Genomic DNA, 17,872 nt, shown 5'->3' with positions numbered 1-17,872 from the left:
CCGGCCAGCGGCCGGCACTACCAGAAGGCCTTCCATCCCCACTTTCCCGGCCTTCGTCGCAGGCCGCTTGCTTGCCCGGCGGGCCGCCCTATGCTCGGCTCACCCCCTTCCTCCAAGGCGCCGCCGTGTTCGCCAGCCTTTCACTCCTGTTCCGTCACCTGCTGGCCTGGGCTGCGGCGCTGTTCGTCGCTGGCATGGTCTGGAGCGGCATCTTCAGTGGCATGAACGATGGCCCGGGCTGGATTTTCGGCCTGCTGGCGATGTTCCTGATCATTTCCGCGCTGGGCAGTGCCATCACCCATATCCGCCGGGTCTGGCTGGTGGCCGGTCGCCTGGATGCCACCACCTTGTCCGGGCGCCAGCGCCGCCAGATAGAACTGCCGATGGACGCCGGCCACGCGTTCTCGGTAGTGGAAGCGGCGATCGCCGAACTTCCCCGCGTGGAGGATGTGGAAAGCTCGGCCGGCAGCCTGCAGGTGCGCGCCTATGTTCGCCGCGTGGATCTCTGGAATGGGCGTCAGCCCTCGCGCTGGAACCTGCCGGCGCGGCTGGCGATCAAGCGCAACAGCGTGCTGGCAACGGTCACGCCGGGGCAGGGCACCAGCACCGTTACCCTGCTGTTCGAACCCGATGCTGGCTGGTGGGCCGACCTGCTGGCGCTGGACGAGGGCAGCAACTTCGAGAACGCCGAAGCAGTCACCCGTGCGATCAGTCGCCGCGTCGCCGACCAGCGCCGCGACGAACAGGCTGCGGCCGAACAGACCCAGGTGGAAAAGGAACTGTCGGTGGCGCGCTTGAACCTGTTGCATGCGCAGGTGGAACCGCACTTCCTCTACAACACGCTGGCCAATGCGCAGGTGCTGACCCGCACCGACCCGGCACGGGCCGAACAGATGCTCGGCCACCTGATCCAGTACCTGCGCAGCTCGTTGCCACAGGTGGACGAATCGGTGTCCACGCTGGGCGTGGAGCTGGAACGCACCCGCGCCTACCTGGAGATCCTGCGCATCCGCATGGGTGCACGGCTGGCGGTGGAAGTGCAGGTGCCCAACGAACTGCATGGCGTGCACCTGCCGGCGATGGCGCTGCAGACGCTGGTGGAAAACGCGATCAAGCATGGCCTTGAACCCAAGCCCGGCGGAGGCACGATCTGGATCCTGGCGCGCGGCTTCGATGACCACGTGACGGTGACCGTGGCCGACGATGGGCTCGGCTTCGGCCAGGGCACCAGTGGTACCGGCATCGGCCTGAAGAACCTGCGCGAGCGCCTGCGCCTGACCTGCGGTGAGCAGGCCGGCGTGGCGATCGTGGCCAACTTCCCCAGCGGCGTGGCCGCGACCATGACCCTGCCGCAGTCGCCCAAGGAGCGCAGCCATGCCGCTTGAAGCCTTGATCGCCGAAGACGAAGAGCTGCTGCGGCAGTCACTGGTGGAGCAGCTGGGCCGGCTGTGGCCGGAACTGAAGCTGGTGGCCGAGTGCGAGGACGGCGCCAGCGCGCTGGAGCAGCTGGCCGAGAAACAGCCGGACATCGCGTTCCTCGACATCCGCATGCCTGGCATCAGCGGCATCGAGGTGGCACGCTCGCTGTCCGAGCTGAGCCCGCGCACCCAGGTAGTGTTCGTCACCGCCTACGACCAGTACGCCATCGATGCGTTCGAGCAGGGCGCGATGGATTACCTGTTGAAGCCGGTCAGCGACGAGCGCCTGCTGGCCACCCGCGAGCGCATCCTGTCGCGGCTGCCATCGACGCGCCAGGACGATGCCGTGCTGGAGCGCCTGCTGCAGCGGTTGGGCCCATCGCAGGGCGCAGCCGAGCGCCCGCCACTGGCCTGGATCACCGCTAGCAACGGGCGCGAGACGCAGCTGATCATGCTGGAAGACGTGGCCTACTTCCGCGCGGACAACAAGTACACCACCGTGGTCACCGCCACCGGCGAAAGCCTGCTGCGCACACCATTGCGCGAGCTGCTGGAAGTGCTCGATGCGCAGCACTTCCGCCAGATCCATCGTTCGACCATCGTCAACATGAAGGCGGTGGCGGCGGTCAGCCGCGACGATACCGGGCGCGGCGTGCTGCGCCTGCGCGGGCGCACGGAGACGCTGGTGGTCAGCCAGCCGTTCATGAGCCTGTTCCGCGGCATGTAGCCGCAGCAGCATCCCCTTCACCGAGGAACGAACATGCCCCGACTGTTGATTGCGTGCATTGTCGTGCTGGCGTTGGCCGGCTGCGAAAGGTCCCGCAACACCTCGATCACGCGCACCCACGCCAACGGCGTGGACACGCTGTACAGCAAGGCTACCGTCGTCGATGGCGAGGCTCGTTTCCAGTGCATTGCCAGCAGCAGTGGTGCCTGCCACTACCTGGTGCTCGATCCGGGCTGCAGCCCCGATGCGGCGTGTACCACACCGCCGCTGCGCCGGTTCGCAGTTGCGGCAGGCAAGACCGAGGCCATGCGTGGCCTGCCCGACGGCTTCCGCCAGTGCGTCAGCCAGGACCCGATAGAACACTGCCACCATGACTGATCACGGTGGCAGTGTGGGTCCCCCCGCTTCCCTGAAGGCTCAGTAGGCAGGTTGCAGTGTCAGGTCGTGATGGTGCTCGGTCTCGCCCACATGGTTGAGGCGGCCGACCAGTTCGGAGTGCTGCTTCATCCGGCCGATCTCGGTCATGATGCGGATGTCCTCGTGGCGCAGTTCGCGCCTGGCGGTGACCGCCTGCTTGTAGTCCAGCACTTCCGGGTAGTGCTCGGCCAGGTCCAGCGCCTCGGCCACGTGTTCGACGCTGTCGGCCTTGGAACTGATGCGGGCGCGACTGTTGAACGCCTTCATCCAGCGCTCGAAGCCGGCCTGCTGATCGAACATGTTGGCCATGAACCAGATCACGAACAGGATCGAGACCCACGAGCCGAACACGATCACCACGCGGGTGAAGGTGATATGGAAGTCATCGCGCCACAGGTAATTGGCGATCAGGCCCAGGATCAGCAGCGAGGCCGCCTGCCAGCCGACGATCGAGGCGATCAGCCACTGGCACTTGGCCTGGGCCAGCACCGCCACTTCATCGCGGATCTGCTGCTCGCTCAGGTTGCGCCAGTGCGCCACCTGTTTGTCGAACGGGCTGCTGTAGAGCTCGTTGTCGCGAAGCAGAATTCCCAAACCCTTGAACAAGGCAATCATGGCTGGCTCCTTGTGGAACGTGCGTCGATCAGCATTGGACGGTGTGGCGGATCCAGTTCTAGCACTTCCAGCGAGCCGTGCAATGGGGGCAATGCCAAGCGGCGCAAGGGTTTGCCCGGCGGGGGTGAAAATTGATGCATTGCATCATCGCAGTCGCAGCCTGCGACAGGATGTCGCAGGGTGAAACGTGCTGCGGCCGCACATGAAACCGTCGCTGAGCGGGGAGGCTCGCCGCCGGAGGCGTGATCGCCGAGAATCGGAGCCAACCGCGCAAGACGCGACTGTTCTTCCGCCTTTCCTGGACCTGTGATGCCGGCTCTGCTGCAGCGACTCTCCCGCCCCGTCACCGCGCCGATCCGACGCTGGGTACTGGACGCCTTCCCGCGCGGCCAGAGCGGCATCGATTACGACCATCCGCAGGGCGACCCGGGCTGGTTCGGCCCGGACAGCGTCACCTGGCGGCTGCACGCCGAATTTCCCTCGATGCTCGCCGGTGGCCTGTGCGCGCTGATGCTGCAGACACTGCACCCACGCGCGCTGGCCGGGGTCTATGACCACTCCAATTTCCGCCAGGACCTGGTGGGTCGGCTGCGCCGCACCACGGCCTTCGTTGCCGGCACCAGCTATGCGCCCAGCGGCGAGGTGGAGGCGCTGGTGGCCAAGGTGCGCCGCATCCATGCGCAGATCCGCGGCCAGACCGCGCAGGGCGAGCCCTACGCCGCCGACGATCCGCAGTTGCTGACCTGGGTGCACGTGACCGAAGCCTTCGGTTTCCTGCAGGGGTTCCGACGCTACGGGCGCGAGGTGCCGGCGCACATCGCCGATCGCTATTACGACGAGTACCGTTGCGTGGCCGAGGCACTGGGCGCGGTGGATGTGCCGCGCAGCGAAGCGGAAGTGGCGGCGTACTTCTGTGCACGTCAGCCGGAGCTGCGTGTGGATGAGCGCTCGCGCGAGGTGCTGGAGGTGCTGTCCGGCGTGCGCCTGCCGGTACCGGTGCCGGGGCTGTCGCGCGAGGTGTTCCTCGGTGCGGGCGCGGCGCTGCTGCCGGACTGGGCCGAAGGCATGCTTGAACGCAGTGGCCGCCAGCGCGCGCAGGCGGCGGCGTCTGCGAAGCTGATGCAGGGCATGGCGCCGCTGTTCCGCCGCGCACTGCCCGATGGCCTGGCCAGTCGCGCCTGTGCACGCATGGGCGCTCCGGTGGAGATCCTGCGCGAGTGGCCCGCGGTTGCCTGGTAGGTGCCAAACTTGGTTGGCACGCCTTTCACGCGGTGCCGCGGAAGCGCCAACCAAGGTTGGCAGCTACCCGCAAGTGAAACGGGCGCCTTGCGGCGCCCGTTCCGGTTACATCACCACACCTTGACCCGCTTGTCCGGGGCCAGGTACAGCTTCTGGCCTTCCTTCACCTCGAACGCCGGGTACCAGGCGTCGATGTTGCGCACGGTCAGTGCGCGGAACTGGCCCGGTGCATGCACATCGGTCAGCAGCGAGTTGCGCAGCGCCTGCTCGCGGCTCTTGCTGCGCCAGGCCTGGGCGAAGCCGAGGAAGAAGCGCTGGTCCGGGGTGAAGCCTTCCAGGGTCTGGCCCGGCTTGCCCTGCAGCGACAGCTGGTAGGCATCGTAGGCGGTGCCCAGGCCGGCCACGTCGGCGATGTTCTCACCCAGGGTCAGCTTGCCGTTCACATGCACGCCCGGGAACGGCTCGTAGCTGCTGAACTGCGCGGCCAGCGCATCACCGGCGGCGTTGAACTGCTTCAGGTCCTCGGGGGTCCACCAGTTGTGCAGCTTGCCGGTTTCATCGAACAGCGCACCGGCGTTGTCGAAGCCATGGCTGATCTCGTGGCCGATCACCGCGCCGATCGCACCGTAGTTCACCGCGTCGTCGGCGGCGCCGTCGAAGAACGGCGGCTGCAGGATCGCCGCCGGGAACACCAGGCGGTTTTCCAGCGGTACGTTCATCGCATTGATGGTCTGCGGCAGCATCGCCCACTCGCTGTGGTCGACCGGCTTGCCCAGCTTGGCGATGTTGCGCTGGTACTCGAACAGCTCGGCGCGCTGCGCGTTGCCCAGCGGGTCATCACGGCGGATCTCAAGGCCAGTGTAGTCGCGCCACTTCTCCGGATACCCCATGCCCACGGTCAGGCCGGCCACCTTCGCCTTGGCGCTCGCCTTGGTCTGCGGCGACATCCACGCCAACGCGTCGATGCGCTTGGCGAAGGCGGCGATGATGTTCTTGGCCATCTGGTCCGCGCGTTCCTTGGTCTTCGCGTCGAAGTGCTTCTCGACATAGCGCTTGCCGATCGCTTCGCCGACGGCATGGTTGGCATCATCCACGGCGCGCTTCCAGCGGTCGCTCTGCTGCGGCGTGCCGCTCAGCGCGGTGCCATGGAAGGCGAAGCGGGCATCGGCGAATTTCTTCGGCAGGTAGGCGGCGGCACGGTCCAGCGCGTGGAAGGCCAGGTAGTCCTTCCACACCTCCAGTGGCTCGGTGGCGACCAGCCTGGACAGGCCGGCCACGGCCTTGGGCTGCCAGACGATGAAGTCCTGCTGCTTGCCCAGCGCGGCCGCGTCGAGGAAGGCGTTCCAGTCCATGCCCGGCGCCTTGGCATTGAAGTCGGCCTGGGTCCAGGGGTTGGCGCCCTTGGTCACGTCGTTGGTTTCTTCCTGGGTGGCATGCGCCTGCGCGATCTTCGTTTCCAGCGCCAGGATGCGCTGCGCCTTGCCGGCCGGGTCGGCCACACCGGCCAGCTGCAGCATCTGCGCGATGTAGGCCTGGTACTGCTTGCGCAGCTCGGCCATGCGGCCATCGCCCAGGTAGAAGTCACGGTCGGGCATGCCCAGCCCGCCCTGCACCAGGTACGGCGCGGTGCGGTCGGGCTGCAGCAGGTCCACCGACACCCACAGGCCGAACAGGCGGTCGGTGTAGAAATTGGTGGCGTTGAGCAGGTCGACGTCGGCGCGCAGGTCGCCGCCGAGGGCGCGGGCCAGCCCGGCCTTGTCGGCGATCGCATCGATGGCCTTCAGCTGCGGCTGCACCGGCGCCAGACCGCGCTGCTCGATGCCAGCCTCGTCCATGTAGGCGGCGTAGTAATCGCCGATCAGCTTGTCGTCACCGCTGGCCTTGGTGTTGCCGGCGGCACCTTCGAGAATGGCGCGGGTGTCGGCCAGGGTCTTCTCGGCAATGACGTTGAAGCTGCCGAAGCGCGAGCGGTCGGCCGGAATCTCGGTGTTCTTCACCCAGGTGCCATTGGCGAAGCCGAAGAAGTCGTCGCCGGCGGCGATGCTGCGGTCCATGCCGCTGGCATCGAAGCCGAAACTGCCCAGCATCGGCTTGGCCGCAGCGGGGGCGGCATCGGCCGGCGCGGTGGCACCGGCGGCCGGTTCGGCCGGGCGGTCACAGGCGGCCAGGGACAGGCTGGCAACGATGGCCAGCGCCAGGGTGGGACGGCGCAGCTTGGACATGGACTTCTCTTGCAGCGGAAAACCCCAAGTCTAATCCGCTCCGGCGCCACTGGCCGCGTCCTTGCGCCGCCCGTCCTGTGCAGGATCTGGCTGAACGCGCAGACGCGATCTTCACGCCGTCACCGGGGTGGTGCATGCTGGACCCTGGAGCCCTGCGTGGACACGGGGGAGGTGGCCATGCAGGGTGGGGTCAGGCGTCAAGAATGGCGTCCGCCGGCCGTTGAGGTCGGGGACGTGGAGGATTCGTTCGCGCATGAAGCCAGCCGACTGCACAAGGAAGATCAACCGATGCCCGCGCTGAAACGGGCGTTGGCACGGCCGCTGCGCGCCATCACCTGGGGCGGTGTGCTGCTGGGCGTTCTGCTGGTGACCGGCCTGACCCTCATGCTGGTCAATGACTACCACCGCCGCCTGGAAGCGGCGCAGCGGCAGAGCCGCGCGCTGGCGGTGGGCAGCGAGCGCCTGCTGGCGCTGGAGCTGCGCAACCTGGAACGCGCCCTGTCCGGCATCGCCGCCGACGCCGCCGAGGTGTTCCGCAGTGTGCCGGTACAGGCGCCGGCCTTGATGGATGCCTCCATCGGCGGCGTGCTGCGCCGGCATGCCGAGCTGCACAGCATCGTCGTGCTCGACAGCCATGGCCGACCGCTGACGGCCGGCACGGGCGACCTGCAGCTGCCGCTGTGGACCGATCCGCAGCGCCGTGGCCTGGGCAGCGCGCTGTACATCGGCCCGCCGCAGCGGGCCAGCGATGGCGGCTGGGTGGTGCCGCTGGCGCTGGCGATGGCCGACGGGCGCTGGCTGCTGGCGCGGCTGCGCTGTGGCGAACTGCAACGCATCGTCGGCGGCCTCGATGTCGGCCCCAACGGACTGGTCTCGATCAGCGATGCCGAGGGTTACATGCTGGCCCGCGTGCCTGATCCGCACGGCACGGTGGGCCGCCGCTACGACCTGCCGCGCCGTGACCTGCTCGGCACGCAGGCGGTGGTCGAGCTGGGAAGCGTGCCGGGCGTGGTCGACGGCGTACCGCGCATCATCACCATCAGCACGCTGGAACACAGCCCGCTGGCGGTGCAGGTCGGCCTGGCCGACGAAGACGTACTGGCGCCGTGGTGGCCGTACCTGCAGGCGTCGGTGGCGATCGTACTGGCTTACATCGTGGTGTTGCTGGTGCTGCTGTACGCCGTGCGGCGCAGCACCCGCAGCCAGCAGGCCATGGCCGAGGAGCTGAAAACAGGCCACGCCGAGCTGCGTCTTGCGCACCAGGTCGGTCGTGTCTGCACCTGGTACGTGGATGAGGACGCCGCACTGCTGCGCTGGTCGCCGCTGGCGCGCGAGATCTTTGGCGTGCAGACCGATGCGCTGCCGGTTGCCGATTTCTTCGCACGCGTGCACCGCGACGATGCCGCGCGCCTGCAGCATGCCTTTGACCAGGCATTCGCCGGCAGCGCCGTGCTCGACCAGGTGTTCCGCCTGGTATTGCCCGGGGGCGAGGTGCGCTGGGTGGGCGCACGTGGGCAGCGGGTGGAAGTGGCCGACAGCGAGCGGCGCATGATCGGGGCGCTGACCGACCTGAGTGAGCGTTACCAGGCGCGCGAGCAGGTGAGCGAGGTCGAGCGCCGCTTCCGGCTGCTGTTCGACCGCAATCCTGCACCGTTCTGGGTATTCGACCCGGATACGCTGCGCTTCATCGAGGTCAACGACGCTGCGGTGCGCCAGTACGGCTACAGCCGCGACGAGTTTCTGTCGATGAGCATCCTCGACATCCGCCCGCGCGAAGGCTGGGACGAAGTGCGTGGTGCCATCCAGCGCGCACAGGTGGGCGATCCTCCGGACGCGACCGTCCGCCTGCACCGGCGCAAGGACGGTAGTGTGTTCGAGGTGCGCGCACACCTGTCCAGGCTCGATTTCGACGGACAACCCGCGTGCCTCGTGCTGGCCGAGGATGTCAGCGAACGGCTGGCCTACGAGCGTGACCTGGCCTATCGGGCACGGCACAACCCGGCCACTGGCCTGCTCAACGTGCGCGCCCTGACCGAACAGCTGGACGAGCAGCAGCAGGGCTACACCATCGCCTTCGTGCAGTTGCGTGGCCTGCAGCTTGTGGCCGATACGCTGGGCCGTGAGATCGGCGATGCGGTGCTGCAGTCGATGGCGACCCGGCTCGGTGGACTGGGGGCGCGTTGCGGCACGCTGGCATTCCAGCCGGCGGAAGACTTCGTGTTCGCGATCGGGGCCGAGCACGATACCCAGCGCGTGCTGGATGACCTGCTGCAGATCGTGTCAGCGCCGATGCGTGGCAAGGATTCACTGCACCAGTTCGAACCGCGCATCGGTGTGGCCGTGCACACTGCCGGTGACGGCCACAGCGCCGAGCAGGTGATCGGCATGGCCGCGCAGGCCGCGCACGCGGCGCGTGCCGAGGGCAACGTGGTGGTCTGGTTCGATGCGGCAGTGACCACGCGGCTGGCCGACCGCCTGCGCCTGGCCGGGCGCATCCATGCCGCCATCGACAACGAGTTCCAGCTGTACTTCCAGCCGATCCGGCACGCCAGCGATGGCAGCCCGGCCGCGCTGGAGGCCCTGCTGCGCTGGCCGCAGGCCGATGGCAGCTTCATCCCGCCCAACGAGTTCATCCAGCTGTGCGAGGACACCGGGTTGATCCTGGCACTGGGCCGCTGGGTGATCCGCGCCGCGGCGAAGGCACAGCGGCGGTTGGTCGAGGCCGGTTGGGGCGAGCTGCCGATTGCAGTCAACGTGTCGGCAGTGCAGTTCTTCAACAGCGACCTGGTGGCCGAATTCACCCGCGTCCAGCAGGAGTTCGGACTGGCCCGCGGCGCACTGCACGTGGAGCTGACCGAGAGCAGCCTGATGCGCAAGCCGGCGCAGGCGATGCAGACCATGCAGCGCCTGCACGAGCAGGGCATCAGCGTGTCGCTGGACGATTTCGGCACCGGCTATTCCAGCATGTCCTACCTGCAGCACCTGCCGCTGGACATCCTGAAAATCGATCGCAGTTTCGTCGCGGACGTGGAAACCAATCCGCGCAACGCTTCGATCTGCCGCGCATTGCTGTCGCTCGGCCACAGCATGGGCCTGACCATCATCGCCGAGGGCGTTGAAACGCCGGGGCAGCTGGACTGGTTGGCTGCGCATGGCTGCGACCAGGTGCAGGGCTACCTGCTGGGGCGGCCGGCGCCGCTGGAGCGGATCATCGACGCGCTGGATGAAGTCCCTGCCTGATCGGGGCTTCGTATTTGCCGGCCAGCGGCCGGCACTACCCGACTGAAGCATGACGGTAGTGCCGGCCGCTGGCCGGCAGGCACCCGACCGAAGCATGATGGTAGTGCCGGCCGCTGGCCGGCAAGCACCGGACCGAAGCATGACGGTAGTGCCGGCCGCTGGCCGGCAGGCACCCGGCCGAAGCATGATGGTAGTGCCGGCCGCTGGCCGGCAGGCACCCGATTCGGCTACACCCCGGTTTCCACCAGGTGGTCGATGAAGCTGCGCACCTTCGGCGCCAGGTGGCTACGGCTGGCATACACCGCGAAGATGCCGATCGGCGAGGCCTCCCATTCCGGTAGCACGCGCACCAGGCGGCCATCAGCCAGCGCGTCTTCCAGCAGGAAGTCGGGTTGCAGGATCACACCCATGCCGGCGATCGCCGCTTCGCGCAGCACGTCGCCGTTGTTGGCGTGCAGCAGGCTGTTCACCGCCACCTTCACTTCACCGCCGGGTCCCTGCAGCGGCCAGTGGTCGCCAGCGGCCCAGTAGCTGTAGCTCAGGCATGCGTGATCCTGCAGGTCCTGCGGCGTCTGCGGGATACCGCGTGCAGCCAGGTAGGCCGGCGCCGCGCACAGGCTCACCCGCGATTCGCCCAGCCGGCGCGCGATCAGCGCCGGGCTCGGCTCGCGGGTGATGCGGATGGCCACGTCGTAGCCTTCCTCGACCATGTCCACCAGGCGGTCGGACAGGGCCAGGTCCAGTTCCACCTGCGGGAAGCGCTCGCGGTAGCTGGCCAGCAACGGGCCAAGGCGGGCGATGCCCCAGCTGACCGGTGCGTTGATGCGCAGCGTGCCCGAGGGTTCCAGCGCCTGCGCGCCGATGCTGGCCTCCAGCGCGTCGAACTCGGTCAGCAGGCGCACGCACTGGGCGTAATAGGCGGCGCCGGTGCTGGTGGGGCTGACCCGCCGCGTGGTGCGGTGGAGCAGGCGGGTGGACAGGCGCTTTTCCAGTGCCGCGACCTGGCGGGTGACGCCGGCGGTCGACATGTCCAGGGCCTGTGCCGCGGCACTGAAGCCGTTGCGCTCGACCACCGCTACGAACACGCGCATCGCCTCGAGGGTGTCCATTGTTGCGCCTTATGAAATAAATACCGTCAGACGATCGTATTTATCGGCTCGTGAAGTAGCAATAACCTGTATCCACTCCCTTCAAGGTGCTTCCCATGCACACCGCCCCCACTCCCGTTTCGCCGCTGGCCCCGTACGGTGCCACCCTGCTGCGCCTGGCCCTGGGCGTGCTGTTCCTGGTCCATGCGCTGATCAAGCTGCTGGTGTTCACCCCGGCGGGCACGGCGGCATTCTTCGAATCGCTGGGCCTGCCCGGCGTGCTGGGTTACCTCACCATCGGCGCCGAGCTGGTGATCACCACTGCGCTGCTGCTGGGCATCTACGCGCGCTGGGTCGGCCTGGTCGGCGTGCCGCTGCTGCTGGGCACCATCGTCACCGTGCACGGCGCCAACGGCTTCGGTTTCGCCAATGCCGGCGGCGGCTGGGAATACCCCGCGTTCTGGGCACTGGCGCTGGTAGTGCTGTTCCTGGTCGGCGACGGCAAGTGGACCCTGCGTTCGCGCTGATCGCCGCCTGATCCTGCAACTGGAGCATTCCATGTCCCGCCTGCCTTCGTTGTACATCTCCCACGGCTCGCCGATGACCGCCCTGCATCCGGGCCAGGTCGGCGTGCGCCTGGCCGAGCTGGCGCGCGACCTGCCGACGCCGCGCGCCATCGTGATGGCCTCGGCGCACTGGCTGGGTCGGCAGCCGCTGGTCGGCGCGCATCCGCAGCCGCCGACGATCCATGACTTCGGCGGCTTCCCGCGCGCGCTGTTCGAACTGCAGTACCCGGCGCCCGGCGATCCGGCGCTGGCCGAAGAAGTGGCCCGCCGCATCGCCGCTGCCGGCCTGCCGGTGGCGCTCGACCCTCAGCGTGGCCTCGACCATGGCGCGTGGGTGCCGCTGCGGCTGCTGCGCCCGCAAGCCGACATCCCGGTGGTGCCGCTGTCGATCCAGCCGCTGCTCGGCCCCGGGCACCAGTTCGCGCTGGGCCGCGCGCTGGCGCCACTGCGTGAGCAGGGCGTGCTGCTGGTCGGCTCGGGCAGCATCACCCACAACCTGCACGACTGGGGCGACTACCAGGACGGCAAGGAAGCGCCGTACGTGCGGCCCTTCATCGAGTGGGTCGAGCAGCGCCTGGCCGCCGATGATCGCCAGGCCCTGTTCGACTACCGCCGGCAGGCACCGTTCGCCGAACGCGCGCACCCGACCGACGAGCACCTGCTGCCGCTGTTCTTCGCGATGGGCGCAGCCGGCGAGGACCGCTTCGGTGCACGCCGCATCGATGCCGGCATCGATGCCGGCTTCCTCGCCATGGACCTGTACCGCTTCGACGGGGCATGAGCCGGGGCTGACGCGCGACCGCCCCGGCCGTCGCGCTCATGGCCGCATGTGGTAGTTTTTTCCGGGTTTCCGGCGCTGGCCTTCGAGCCTCCCCGCGCGCCGCTTCCTGGAAGAAGCATGCATACCATTGAAGTCGTCCTGGCGATGCTGGTGGCCGTTGTCGCCAGCGGCTACCTGGTTCGCGTCCTCCCGTTCTCGTTGCCGCTGCCGCTGGTGCAGATCGGCCTGGGCGCGGTCATCGCCGGGGTGTTCAACCGCGGCCACGCGCTGGAGCCGGAGGTGTTCTTCCTGCTGTTCCTGCCGCCGCTGCTGTTCCTTGATGGCTGGCGCATCCCCAAGCAGGGTCTGTTCCGCGACAAGGGCGCGATCCTCGAACTGGCGTTCGGCCTGGTGGTGTTCACCGTCATCGGTGCCGGCCTGCTGATCCACTGGATGATTCCGGTGATGCCGCTGGCGGTGTGCTTTGCGCTGGCGGCCATCGTCTCGCCGACCGACCCGGTGGCGGTCGGCGCGATCGCCTCCAAGGCACCGATTCCCAAGCGACTGATGCACATCCTGGAAGGCGAATCGCTGCTCAACGATGCGTCCGGCCTGGTCTGCTTCCGTTTCGCGGTGGCGGCGGTGATGACCGGCTCCTTCTCGCTGGCCACGGCCTCGCTGACCTTCCTGTGGGTGGCGGTGGCCGGCCTTGCGGTGGGCGTGGCGGTCACCCTCGGTGTCTCCACCTTCCAGCGCTGGTTGTGGCGCCGCTTCGGCGAGGAACCGGGTGCGGCGATGCTGGTCAACCTGCTGATTCCGTTCGCGGCCTACCTGCTGGCCGAAGAAATCCATGCCTCGGGTATCCTCGCTGCCGTAGCGGCCGGTATCGCGATGAGCTACGTCGAGCTGACCGGCCGTGTCTCCGGCAGCATGCGCGTACAGCGTGCGGGCGTCTGGAACATGCTGCAGTTCAGCTTCAACGGCATCATGTTCGTGCTGCTGGGCGAGCAGCTGCCCGGCATCGTCGAGCGTGCCACCACCACCATGAACGAGTCCGGCCACCAGAGTGCATGGTGGCTGCTGGTGTACGTGGTGGTGATCAACCTGGCGCTGATCCTGTTGCGCCTGCTGTGGGTATGGTTGTCGCTGCGCTGGAACCTGCTGCGTGCACGCCGCCGAGGCCTGGAACGCGGCGAGGCACCGAACTGGCGCATCGTGGTGGCGACCTCGGTGGCCGGCGTGCGCGGCGCGATCACCCTGGCCGGCGTGCTGACCCTGCCGTTGTTCCTGCCTGATGGCAGCGCGTTCCCGGCGCGCGACCTGGTGATCTTCCTGGCCGCGGCGGTGATCCTGTTCTCGCTGGTCGGCGCCAGCGTGGCGCTGCCGCAGCTGCTGAAGGGCCTGCAGCTGCCGGCCGATTCGGGCGAGCGCAAGGAAGAGGACCTGGCACGCCGGCTGTCGTCCAAGGCTGCGCTGGCCGGGGTCGAGCGCATGCGCCAGCAGCTGGTGATGAACCAGAACACCGAGAACGTGCAGCTGTACAACGACGCTGCCTCGCGGGTGAGCCTGCTGTATCAGCGGCACCTGGAGAAGGACAACGACGGGCCCGACGTGGACCCGGAGAAAGTGCGGCGCATGGAGCTGGGTTACCGCCAGCTGCGCAGCGCCGGCCTCAATGCCGAGCGTGAGGAGCTGTTCCGGTTGACCCGGCGCGGGGTGATCTCCGATGAGATCTCGCGGCGCCTGATCCGCAACCTGGACCTGCTGGAATCGCGCAAGCGCGAGTGACTCGGCGGCCATGCGCCGTCGAGCGGGGTCAGATCCCTTTCCGCAGGAAAGGGATCTGACGCCAGCTCGGAACAGCCGGTTATTCCGGCTTCTGGTCCAGGAAATACACTTCGACCTTGCCCTTGACCTTGATCGTCATCGGGTTGCCGCGGCGGTCGCGGGCCTTGCCGGCCTGCACGCGGATCCAGCCTTCGCTGACCGAGTATTCCTCGACGTTGTCGCGCTCGACGTCGTTGAAACGCACGCCGACGCCGCGCTCCAGCGCCTGCGCATCATGGAAGGGGCTGGCCGGGTTGATCGCCAGGTGGTCGGGAGGGGTATCGCTCATCGCTTCATTCACAGTGACGGCCACCAAGGCCGGCTTCAGCGGCACAGGATAAACCGTAGAATGCCGGCCTGCCCCAGAGGACGTTCCGCCATGCCCGACAACAGCGACTATTTCGACTTCGAGGAAGACATCCACGACTTCGACGAGGATGGATTCGAGGCGCGGGTCTGGAACCTGCTGGTGCTGATCAACCCGGGCGACGAAGAGTTGGCCCTGCAGCAGTTCAACCGCTGGCGCGAGCACCTGTCCGAGGACGGGCAGCCGCTGGAAGCGGACAGCGACTGGTTGCCGGCGCTGTTCACTGCCATCGCCTGGCAGTCCGGTTTCGAGGTGGAGCGCGACGACCTGGAATCGCTGCAGTCGGCGGTCAACGAGCTGTCGGCGCGCTTCAACCTGCAGCTGGACTGGGGCGGCGACCTGGATGACGAGGACTTCGCCGAGGACCTGGACGGTGTGCAGCTGATGTCCACCGCCTTCGACCGCCTGCGCGAGCACAACTACACGCTGTGGAGCGTGGATACCGGCAGCGACGGCTTCACCGGCGTGATGGCGCTGACCCGTGACGACGACGCGATGCTGGCGCTGTGCTCGCTGCTGAACGTGGAGATCCGACTGGGCAGCGACCCGTTCTGAGCGGGCCGGCAGCGCTGCGCATGTAGAGCCGAGCCCGCGCTCGGCTGCAGTCCGCGTAGAGCAGCCGAGCATGGGCTCGGCTCTACAGGAGGCAAACGGCAGCGCGCCTACGGCCGGTACTGCGCCCTGGCGTTGGCAATCACCGCTTTGACCAGGTCACGATCGGTGTGCCGGGAAATCGCTCGCGCGCCAAGCGCGATCGCCTGCGTACGCAGCTCGGCCGTGACATCGTAGTGGGCACCGCTGGCCTTGTTCTGGAAGGCCCGCGGTGGGATGCCGAGCTGCGCCGCCATCGCGTGCAGCTCGGCCAGGGTGTCGGCCATCAGGTGCGCCCAGCGCTGTCCGCGCCAGGGATGCACCGCGTCATCGACGTAGACCGTCACCCCCGCGGCCGGTTCAGGCCTGCGGCTTGCTGTCGCTGTCAGCGGCCGGGCTGGCCTCGGCGTCGGCAGCAGCTTCAACCACATCGCCTTCGGCGGCCTCAGTGGCTTCTTCGCCTTCTTCGGCTTCCACGGTCTCGAACTCGGACACCAGCTTGTCCAGGTACTCGTCAGCGGTCTGGCCGGATTCGGCGGCCAGGGTGTCCAGCAGCTTCTGCAGCAGCTCGGAATACTCCAGGTTGACCTTGCGGCCTTCCTTTTCCTGCACGTTGGACAGGTGCTTGAGCATGGCCAGCATCGGCACCGGGTTCTCGGCGTTGCCCATGGTCTGACCACCGATGGCCAGCAGCCATTCGCGGCCCTGCAGGCCGATGGCGGCGACCACCTGGCCGTCTTCGTTGGTCAGCACGGCATGGTTCTGCACCTGCTGCTGGGCATTCAGGCGCAGGAACGGGCGCTTGGCCTGCTGCTTCTTGCGCTTGTCGCGCTTGGCCTTGGAGTTCTGGGACATGGGGTGGGGTCACCTGGAAACGGAAAGACCGCCATTGTAGCGGCCGCACGCAGGTGGGGTCAGATCCCTTTCCAGGGGAAAGGGATCTGACCCCGGTTCAGTGCGCCTCACCCTGCGCGGCCTGCACGTCCGGGTCGGCGGTCGGCGCCGACAGCCCCACCTGCGGGCCGGCACCGGCCAGAGCGGCCGCTTCGGCGGCCTGGGTCATCACCACGATGCTGATGCGGCGGTTGATCGGGTTCTGCGGGTCGGCCTTGTCGAACAGCACCGATGAAGACAGACCGACCACGCGGGTGATCTTGTTGTCCTCCAGGCCGCCGTCCACCAGCGCGCGGCGGGCGGCATTGGCACGATCGGCGCTCAGTTCCCAGTTGCCGTAGCCACGTGCAGCCGAATAGGCGGTGATGTCGGTGTGGCCGGTCAGGCTGATCCGGTTCGGCACGTGGTTCAGGTAGTTGGCCAGCTCGTGCAGGATCTGCTGCGTGTACGGTTTCAGCGTGGCGCTGCCGAGGTCGAACATCGGCCGGTTCTGCTTGTCCACGATCTGGATGCGCAGGCCCTCCGGGGTCAGGTCCAGCAGCAGCTGGTCCTTGAACGGCTCCAGGGCCTGGCTCCTGCTGATCGCTTCCTGCAGCTCCTTCATCAGTGCTTCCAGCTGCTGCTTGTCGCGCTGCTGCTGGTCCACCGGCTGCGGTACCGCTTCCTTCTGGTTCTGGAAGGGGTCGTTGCTGTTGCCACGCGAAATGTCGGTGGCACCGCCCAGCTTGATCATCGAGGTGCTGGCGCCGCCCGGGCCGGCCATGCCGGGCGCCGGCGTGGCGCTCTGACCGCTCAACGGGCTGGGGTTGCGGAAGTACTCGGAAATGGCCGCACGGTCGTTCTTGTTGGTGGTGGCCATCAGCCACAGCACCAGGAAGAACGCCATCATCGCGGTCACGAAGTCGGCATAGGCCACCTTCCACGAACCACCATGATGGGCGGCGTGGCCGGCCTTCTTGACCCGGCGGACGATGACGGTGGGCTTGGTCTCGGCCATGGCTTACTTGACCGTCTTCAGGTGCTGCTCGAAATCGGAGAAGGCCGGGCGCACGTTCGACGGCAGCGTCTTGCGGGCGAACTCCAGCGCGATCTTCGGGTTGTAACCGCGCAGGCAGGCCAGCAGGGCGGTCTTGACCGATTCGTAGATGCGGCTGTCCTGCTCGGCGCGGGCCTCCATCGCGGCGGCCATCGGGCCGACGAAGCCGTAGCCCAGCAGGATGCCCAGGAACGTACCGACCAGCGCGCCGGCCACGTGGCCACCGACCTCGACGATGTCGCCACCGATCGAGCCCATGGTGATGACGATGCCCAGCACCGCGGCGACGATGCCGAAACCGGGCAGCCCGTCGGCGACCTTGGTCAGCACCTGTGAGGGGGCCATGGCCTCGGCGTGGTGCTTTTCCAGCTCCAGTTCCAGCAGCGGTTCCAGCTCATGCGGCTCGATGTTGCTGCCGATCATCAGGCGCAGGCAGTCGGTGATGAAATCGATCAGGTGGTGGTCGGCCTGCACCTTGGGGTAGTTGCCGAACAGCGCGCTTTCGGCCGGGCGCTCGACATGGTCTTCCAACGCCATGAAGCCTTCGCGGCGGGCCTTGTTGAGCAGTTCATAGAGCAGGCTGAGCACATCGATGTAGTCCTGCTGCTTGTAGCGCGGGCCCTTGAACACACCCACCATGGCCTGCAGGGTCTGCTTGACCGTCTTGGCCGGGGTACCGACCAGGAAGGCGCCGAGCGCGGCGCCGCCGATGATGACCAGCTCATAGGGCTGCCAGAGGGCACCCAGGCGGCCGTGGGCACCGAGGTAGCCCCCGATCACGCTGATGATGACGACCAGGAATCCAACGATGATGAGCATGGGGCGACGCAAGGAGAGGGGATATCTCCTTGTCGGCCCGTCGCCC

At 67.6% G+C, this 17,872-nt stretch carries 17 protein-coding genes; 9 read left to right on the top strand and 8 right to left on the bottom strand.

What is annotated here, in order from left to right:
* Positions 1-125 precede the first annotated feature (125 nt).
* The 3 genes from AC5P7S_RS08975 to AC5P7S_RS08965 are packed head-to-tail and all read left to right on the top strand — an operon-like array spanning position 126 to position 2,523.
* On the top strand, positions 126-1,385 hold the full coding sequence (locus AC5P7S_RS08975) for a sensor histidine kinase (protein ID WP_095379175.1): 1,260 nt from the start codon (positions 126-128) through the stop codon (positions 1,383-1,385).
* The gene (locus AC5P7S_RS08970; RefSeq protein WP_095379173.1) at positions 1,375-2,145 is read left to right on the top strand and encodes a LytR/AlgR family response regulator transcription factor; all 771 of its coding nucleotides are present in this window, start codon (positions 1,375-1,377) and stop codon (positions 2,143-2,145) included. The genes AC5P7S_RS08975 and AC5P7S_RS08970 overlap by 11 nt, the downstream gene beginning before the upstream one ends.
* Positions 2,146-2,178: 33 nt before the next feature.
* Complete coding sequence (locus AC5P7S_RS08965; protein WP_095379170.1) at positions 2,179-2,523, top strand: hypothetical protein; 345 nt, start codon at positions 2,179-2,181, stop codon at positions 2,521-2,523.
* A 39-nt stretch (positions 2,524-2,562) separates the two neighbouring features.
* On the opposite strand, the gene AC5P7S_RS08960 is transcribed toward AC5P7S_RS08965, so the two are convergent.
* On the bottom strand, positions 2,563-3,177 hold the full coding sequence (locus AC5P7S_RS08960) for a hypothetical protein (protein ID WP_049411437.1): 615 nt from the start codon (positions 3,175-3,177) through the stop codon (positions 2,563-2,565).
* A gap of 309 nt (positions 3,178-3,486) precedes the next feature.
* On the opposite strand from AC5P7S_RS08960, the gene AC5P7S_RS08955 reads away from it, so the two are divergent.
* Complete coding sequence (locus AC5P7S_RS08955; RefSeq protein WP_005415105.1) at positions 3,487-4,416, top strand: oxygenase MpaB family protein; 930 nt, start codon at positions 3,487-3,489, stop codon at positions 4,414-4,416.
* A gap of 110 nt (positions 4,417-4,526) precedes the next feature.
* On the opposite strand, the gene AC5P7S_RS08950 is transcribed toward AC5P7S_RS08955, so the two are convergent.
* A complete protein-coding gene (locus AC5P7S_RS08950; RefSeq protein ID WP_095379168.1) occupies positions 4,527-6,638 on the bottom strand; it encodes a M13 family metallopeptidase in 2,112 nt (703 codons plus the stop codon).
* Between the two features lie 177 nt (positions 6,639-6,815).
* Here AC5P7S_RS08950 and AC5P7S_RS08945 point away from each other — a divergent pair, with 177 nt between their 5' ends.
* Positions 6,816-9,878 carry a bifunctional diguanylate cyclase/phosphodiesterase gene (locus AC5P7S_RS08945; protein ID WP_095379166.1) on the top strand — a complete coding sequence of 1,021 codons (3,063 nt, stop codon included), beginning with the start codon at positions 6,816-6,818 and terminating at the stop codon, positions 9,876-9,878.
* A 227-nt stretch (positions 9,879-10,105) separates the two neighbouring features.
* Here AC5P7S_RS08945 and AC5P7S_RS08940 read toward each other — a convergent pair whose 3' ends face one another.
* Entirely contained in the window at positions 10,106-10,987 is an 882-nt protein-coding gene (locus AC5P7S_RS08940) for a LysR family transcriptional regulator (RefSeq protein WP_095379164.1), read from the bottom strand.
* Between the two features lie 95 nt (positions 10,988-11,082).
* Between AC5P7S_RS08940 and AC5P7S_RS08935 the strand changes: the two genes are divergently transcribed.
* The 3 genes from AC5P7S_RS08935 (at position 11,083) to AC5P7S_RS08925 (ending at position 14,080) form a co-directional block, all read left to right on the top strand.
* Positions 11,083-11,493, top strand: coding sequence for a DoxX family protein (locus tag AC5P7S_RS08935; protein ID WP_005415109.1), 411 nt, complete (start codon positions 11,083-11,085; stop codon positions 11,491-11,493).
* Between the two features lie 31 nt (positions 11,494-11,524).
* Positions 11,525-12,313 (top strand): dioxygenase family protein, encoded by a 789-nt coding sequence (locus AC5P7S_RS08930; protein ID WP_095379162.1) that lies wholly within the window; start codon positions 11,525-11,527, stop codon positions 12,311-12,313.
* 117 nt (positions 12,314-12,430) lie between these two features.
* Entirely contained in the window at positions 12,431-14,080 is a 1,650-nt protein-coding gene (locus AC5P7S_RS08925) for a Na+/H+ antiporter (RefSeq protein ID WP_005415111.1), read from the top strand.
* A 79-nt stretch (positions 14,081-14,159) separates the two neighbouring features.
* Here the strand turns inward: AC5P7S_RS08925 and AC5P7S_RS08920 are convergent, their stop codons facing one another.
* Positions 14,160-14,408, bottom strand: coding sequence for a DUF3297 family protein (locus tag AC5P7S_RS08920; protein WP_005415112.1), 249 nt, complete (start codon positions 14,406-14,408; stop codon positions 14,160-14,162).
* Between the two features lie 90 nt (positions 14,409-14,498).
* Here AC5P7S_RS08920 and AC5P7S_RS08915 point away from each other — a divergent pair, with 90 nt between their 5' ends.
* Positions 14,499-15,041 (top strand): DUF6630 family protein, encoded by a 543-nt coding sequence (locus AC5P7S_RS08915; protein WP_053498070.1) that lies wholly within the window; start codon positions 14,499-14,501, stop codon positions 15,039-15,041.
* 107 nt (positions 15,042-15,148) lie between these two features.
* On the opposite strand, the gene AC5P7S_RS08910 is transcribed toward AC5P7S_RS08915, so the two are convergent.
* The 4 genes from AC5P7S_RS08910 to motA all read right to left on the bottom strand — a co-directional run bounded on the left by AC5P7S_RS08910 (position 15,149) and on the right by motA (position 17,826).
* Entirely contained in the window at positions 15,149-15,424 is a 276-nt protein-coding gene (locus tag AC5P7S_RS08910; protein WP_005415114.1) for a DUF4031 domain-containing protein, read from the bottom strand.
* A 13-nt stretch (positions 15,425-15,437) separates the two neighbouring features.
* Entirely contained in the window at positions 15,438-15,932 is a 495-nt protein-coding gene (locus AC5P7S_RS08905; protein ID WP_005415115.1) for a hypothetical protein, read from the bottom strand.
* Positions 15,933-16,029: 97 nt separating this feature from the next.
* Positions 16,030-16,968: a flagellar motor protein MotB gene (gene motB, locus AC5P7S_RS08900; RefSeq protein WP_065186684.1), complete on the bottom strand. Its 939-nt coding sequence runs from the start codon at positions 16,966-16,968 to the stop codon at positions 16,030-16,032.
* Between the two features lie 3 nt (positions 16,969-16,971).
* Entirely contained in the window at positions 16,972-17,826 is an 855-nt protein-coding gene (motA, locus tag AC5P7S_RS08895; RefSeq protein ID WP_005407915.1) for a flagellar motor stator protein MotA, read from the bottom strand.
* Positions 17,827-17,872 lie beyond the last annotated feature (46 nt).

Source organism: Stenotrophomonas sp. YJH_SMC_32, from assembly GCF_059369975.1.
Note: the sequence above shows the minus strand (reverse complement) of the source record. Positions and strands in the feature narration are given on the sequence as shown.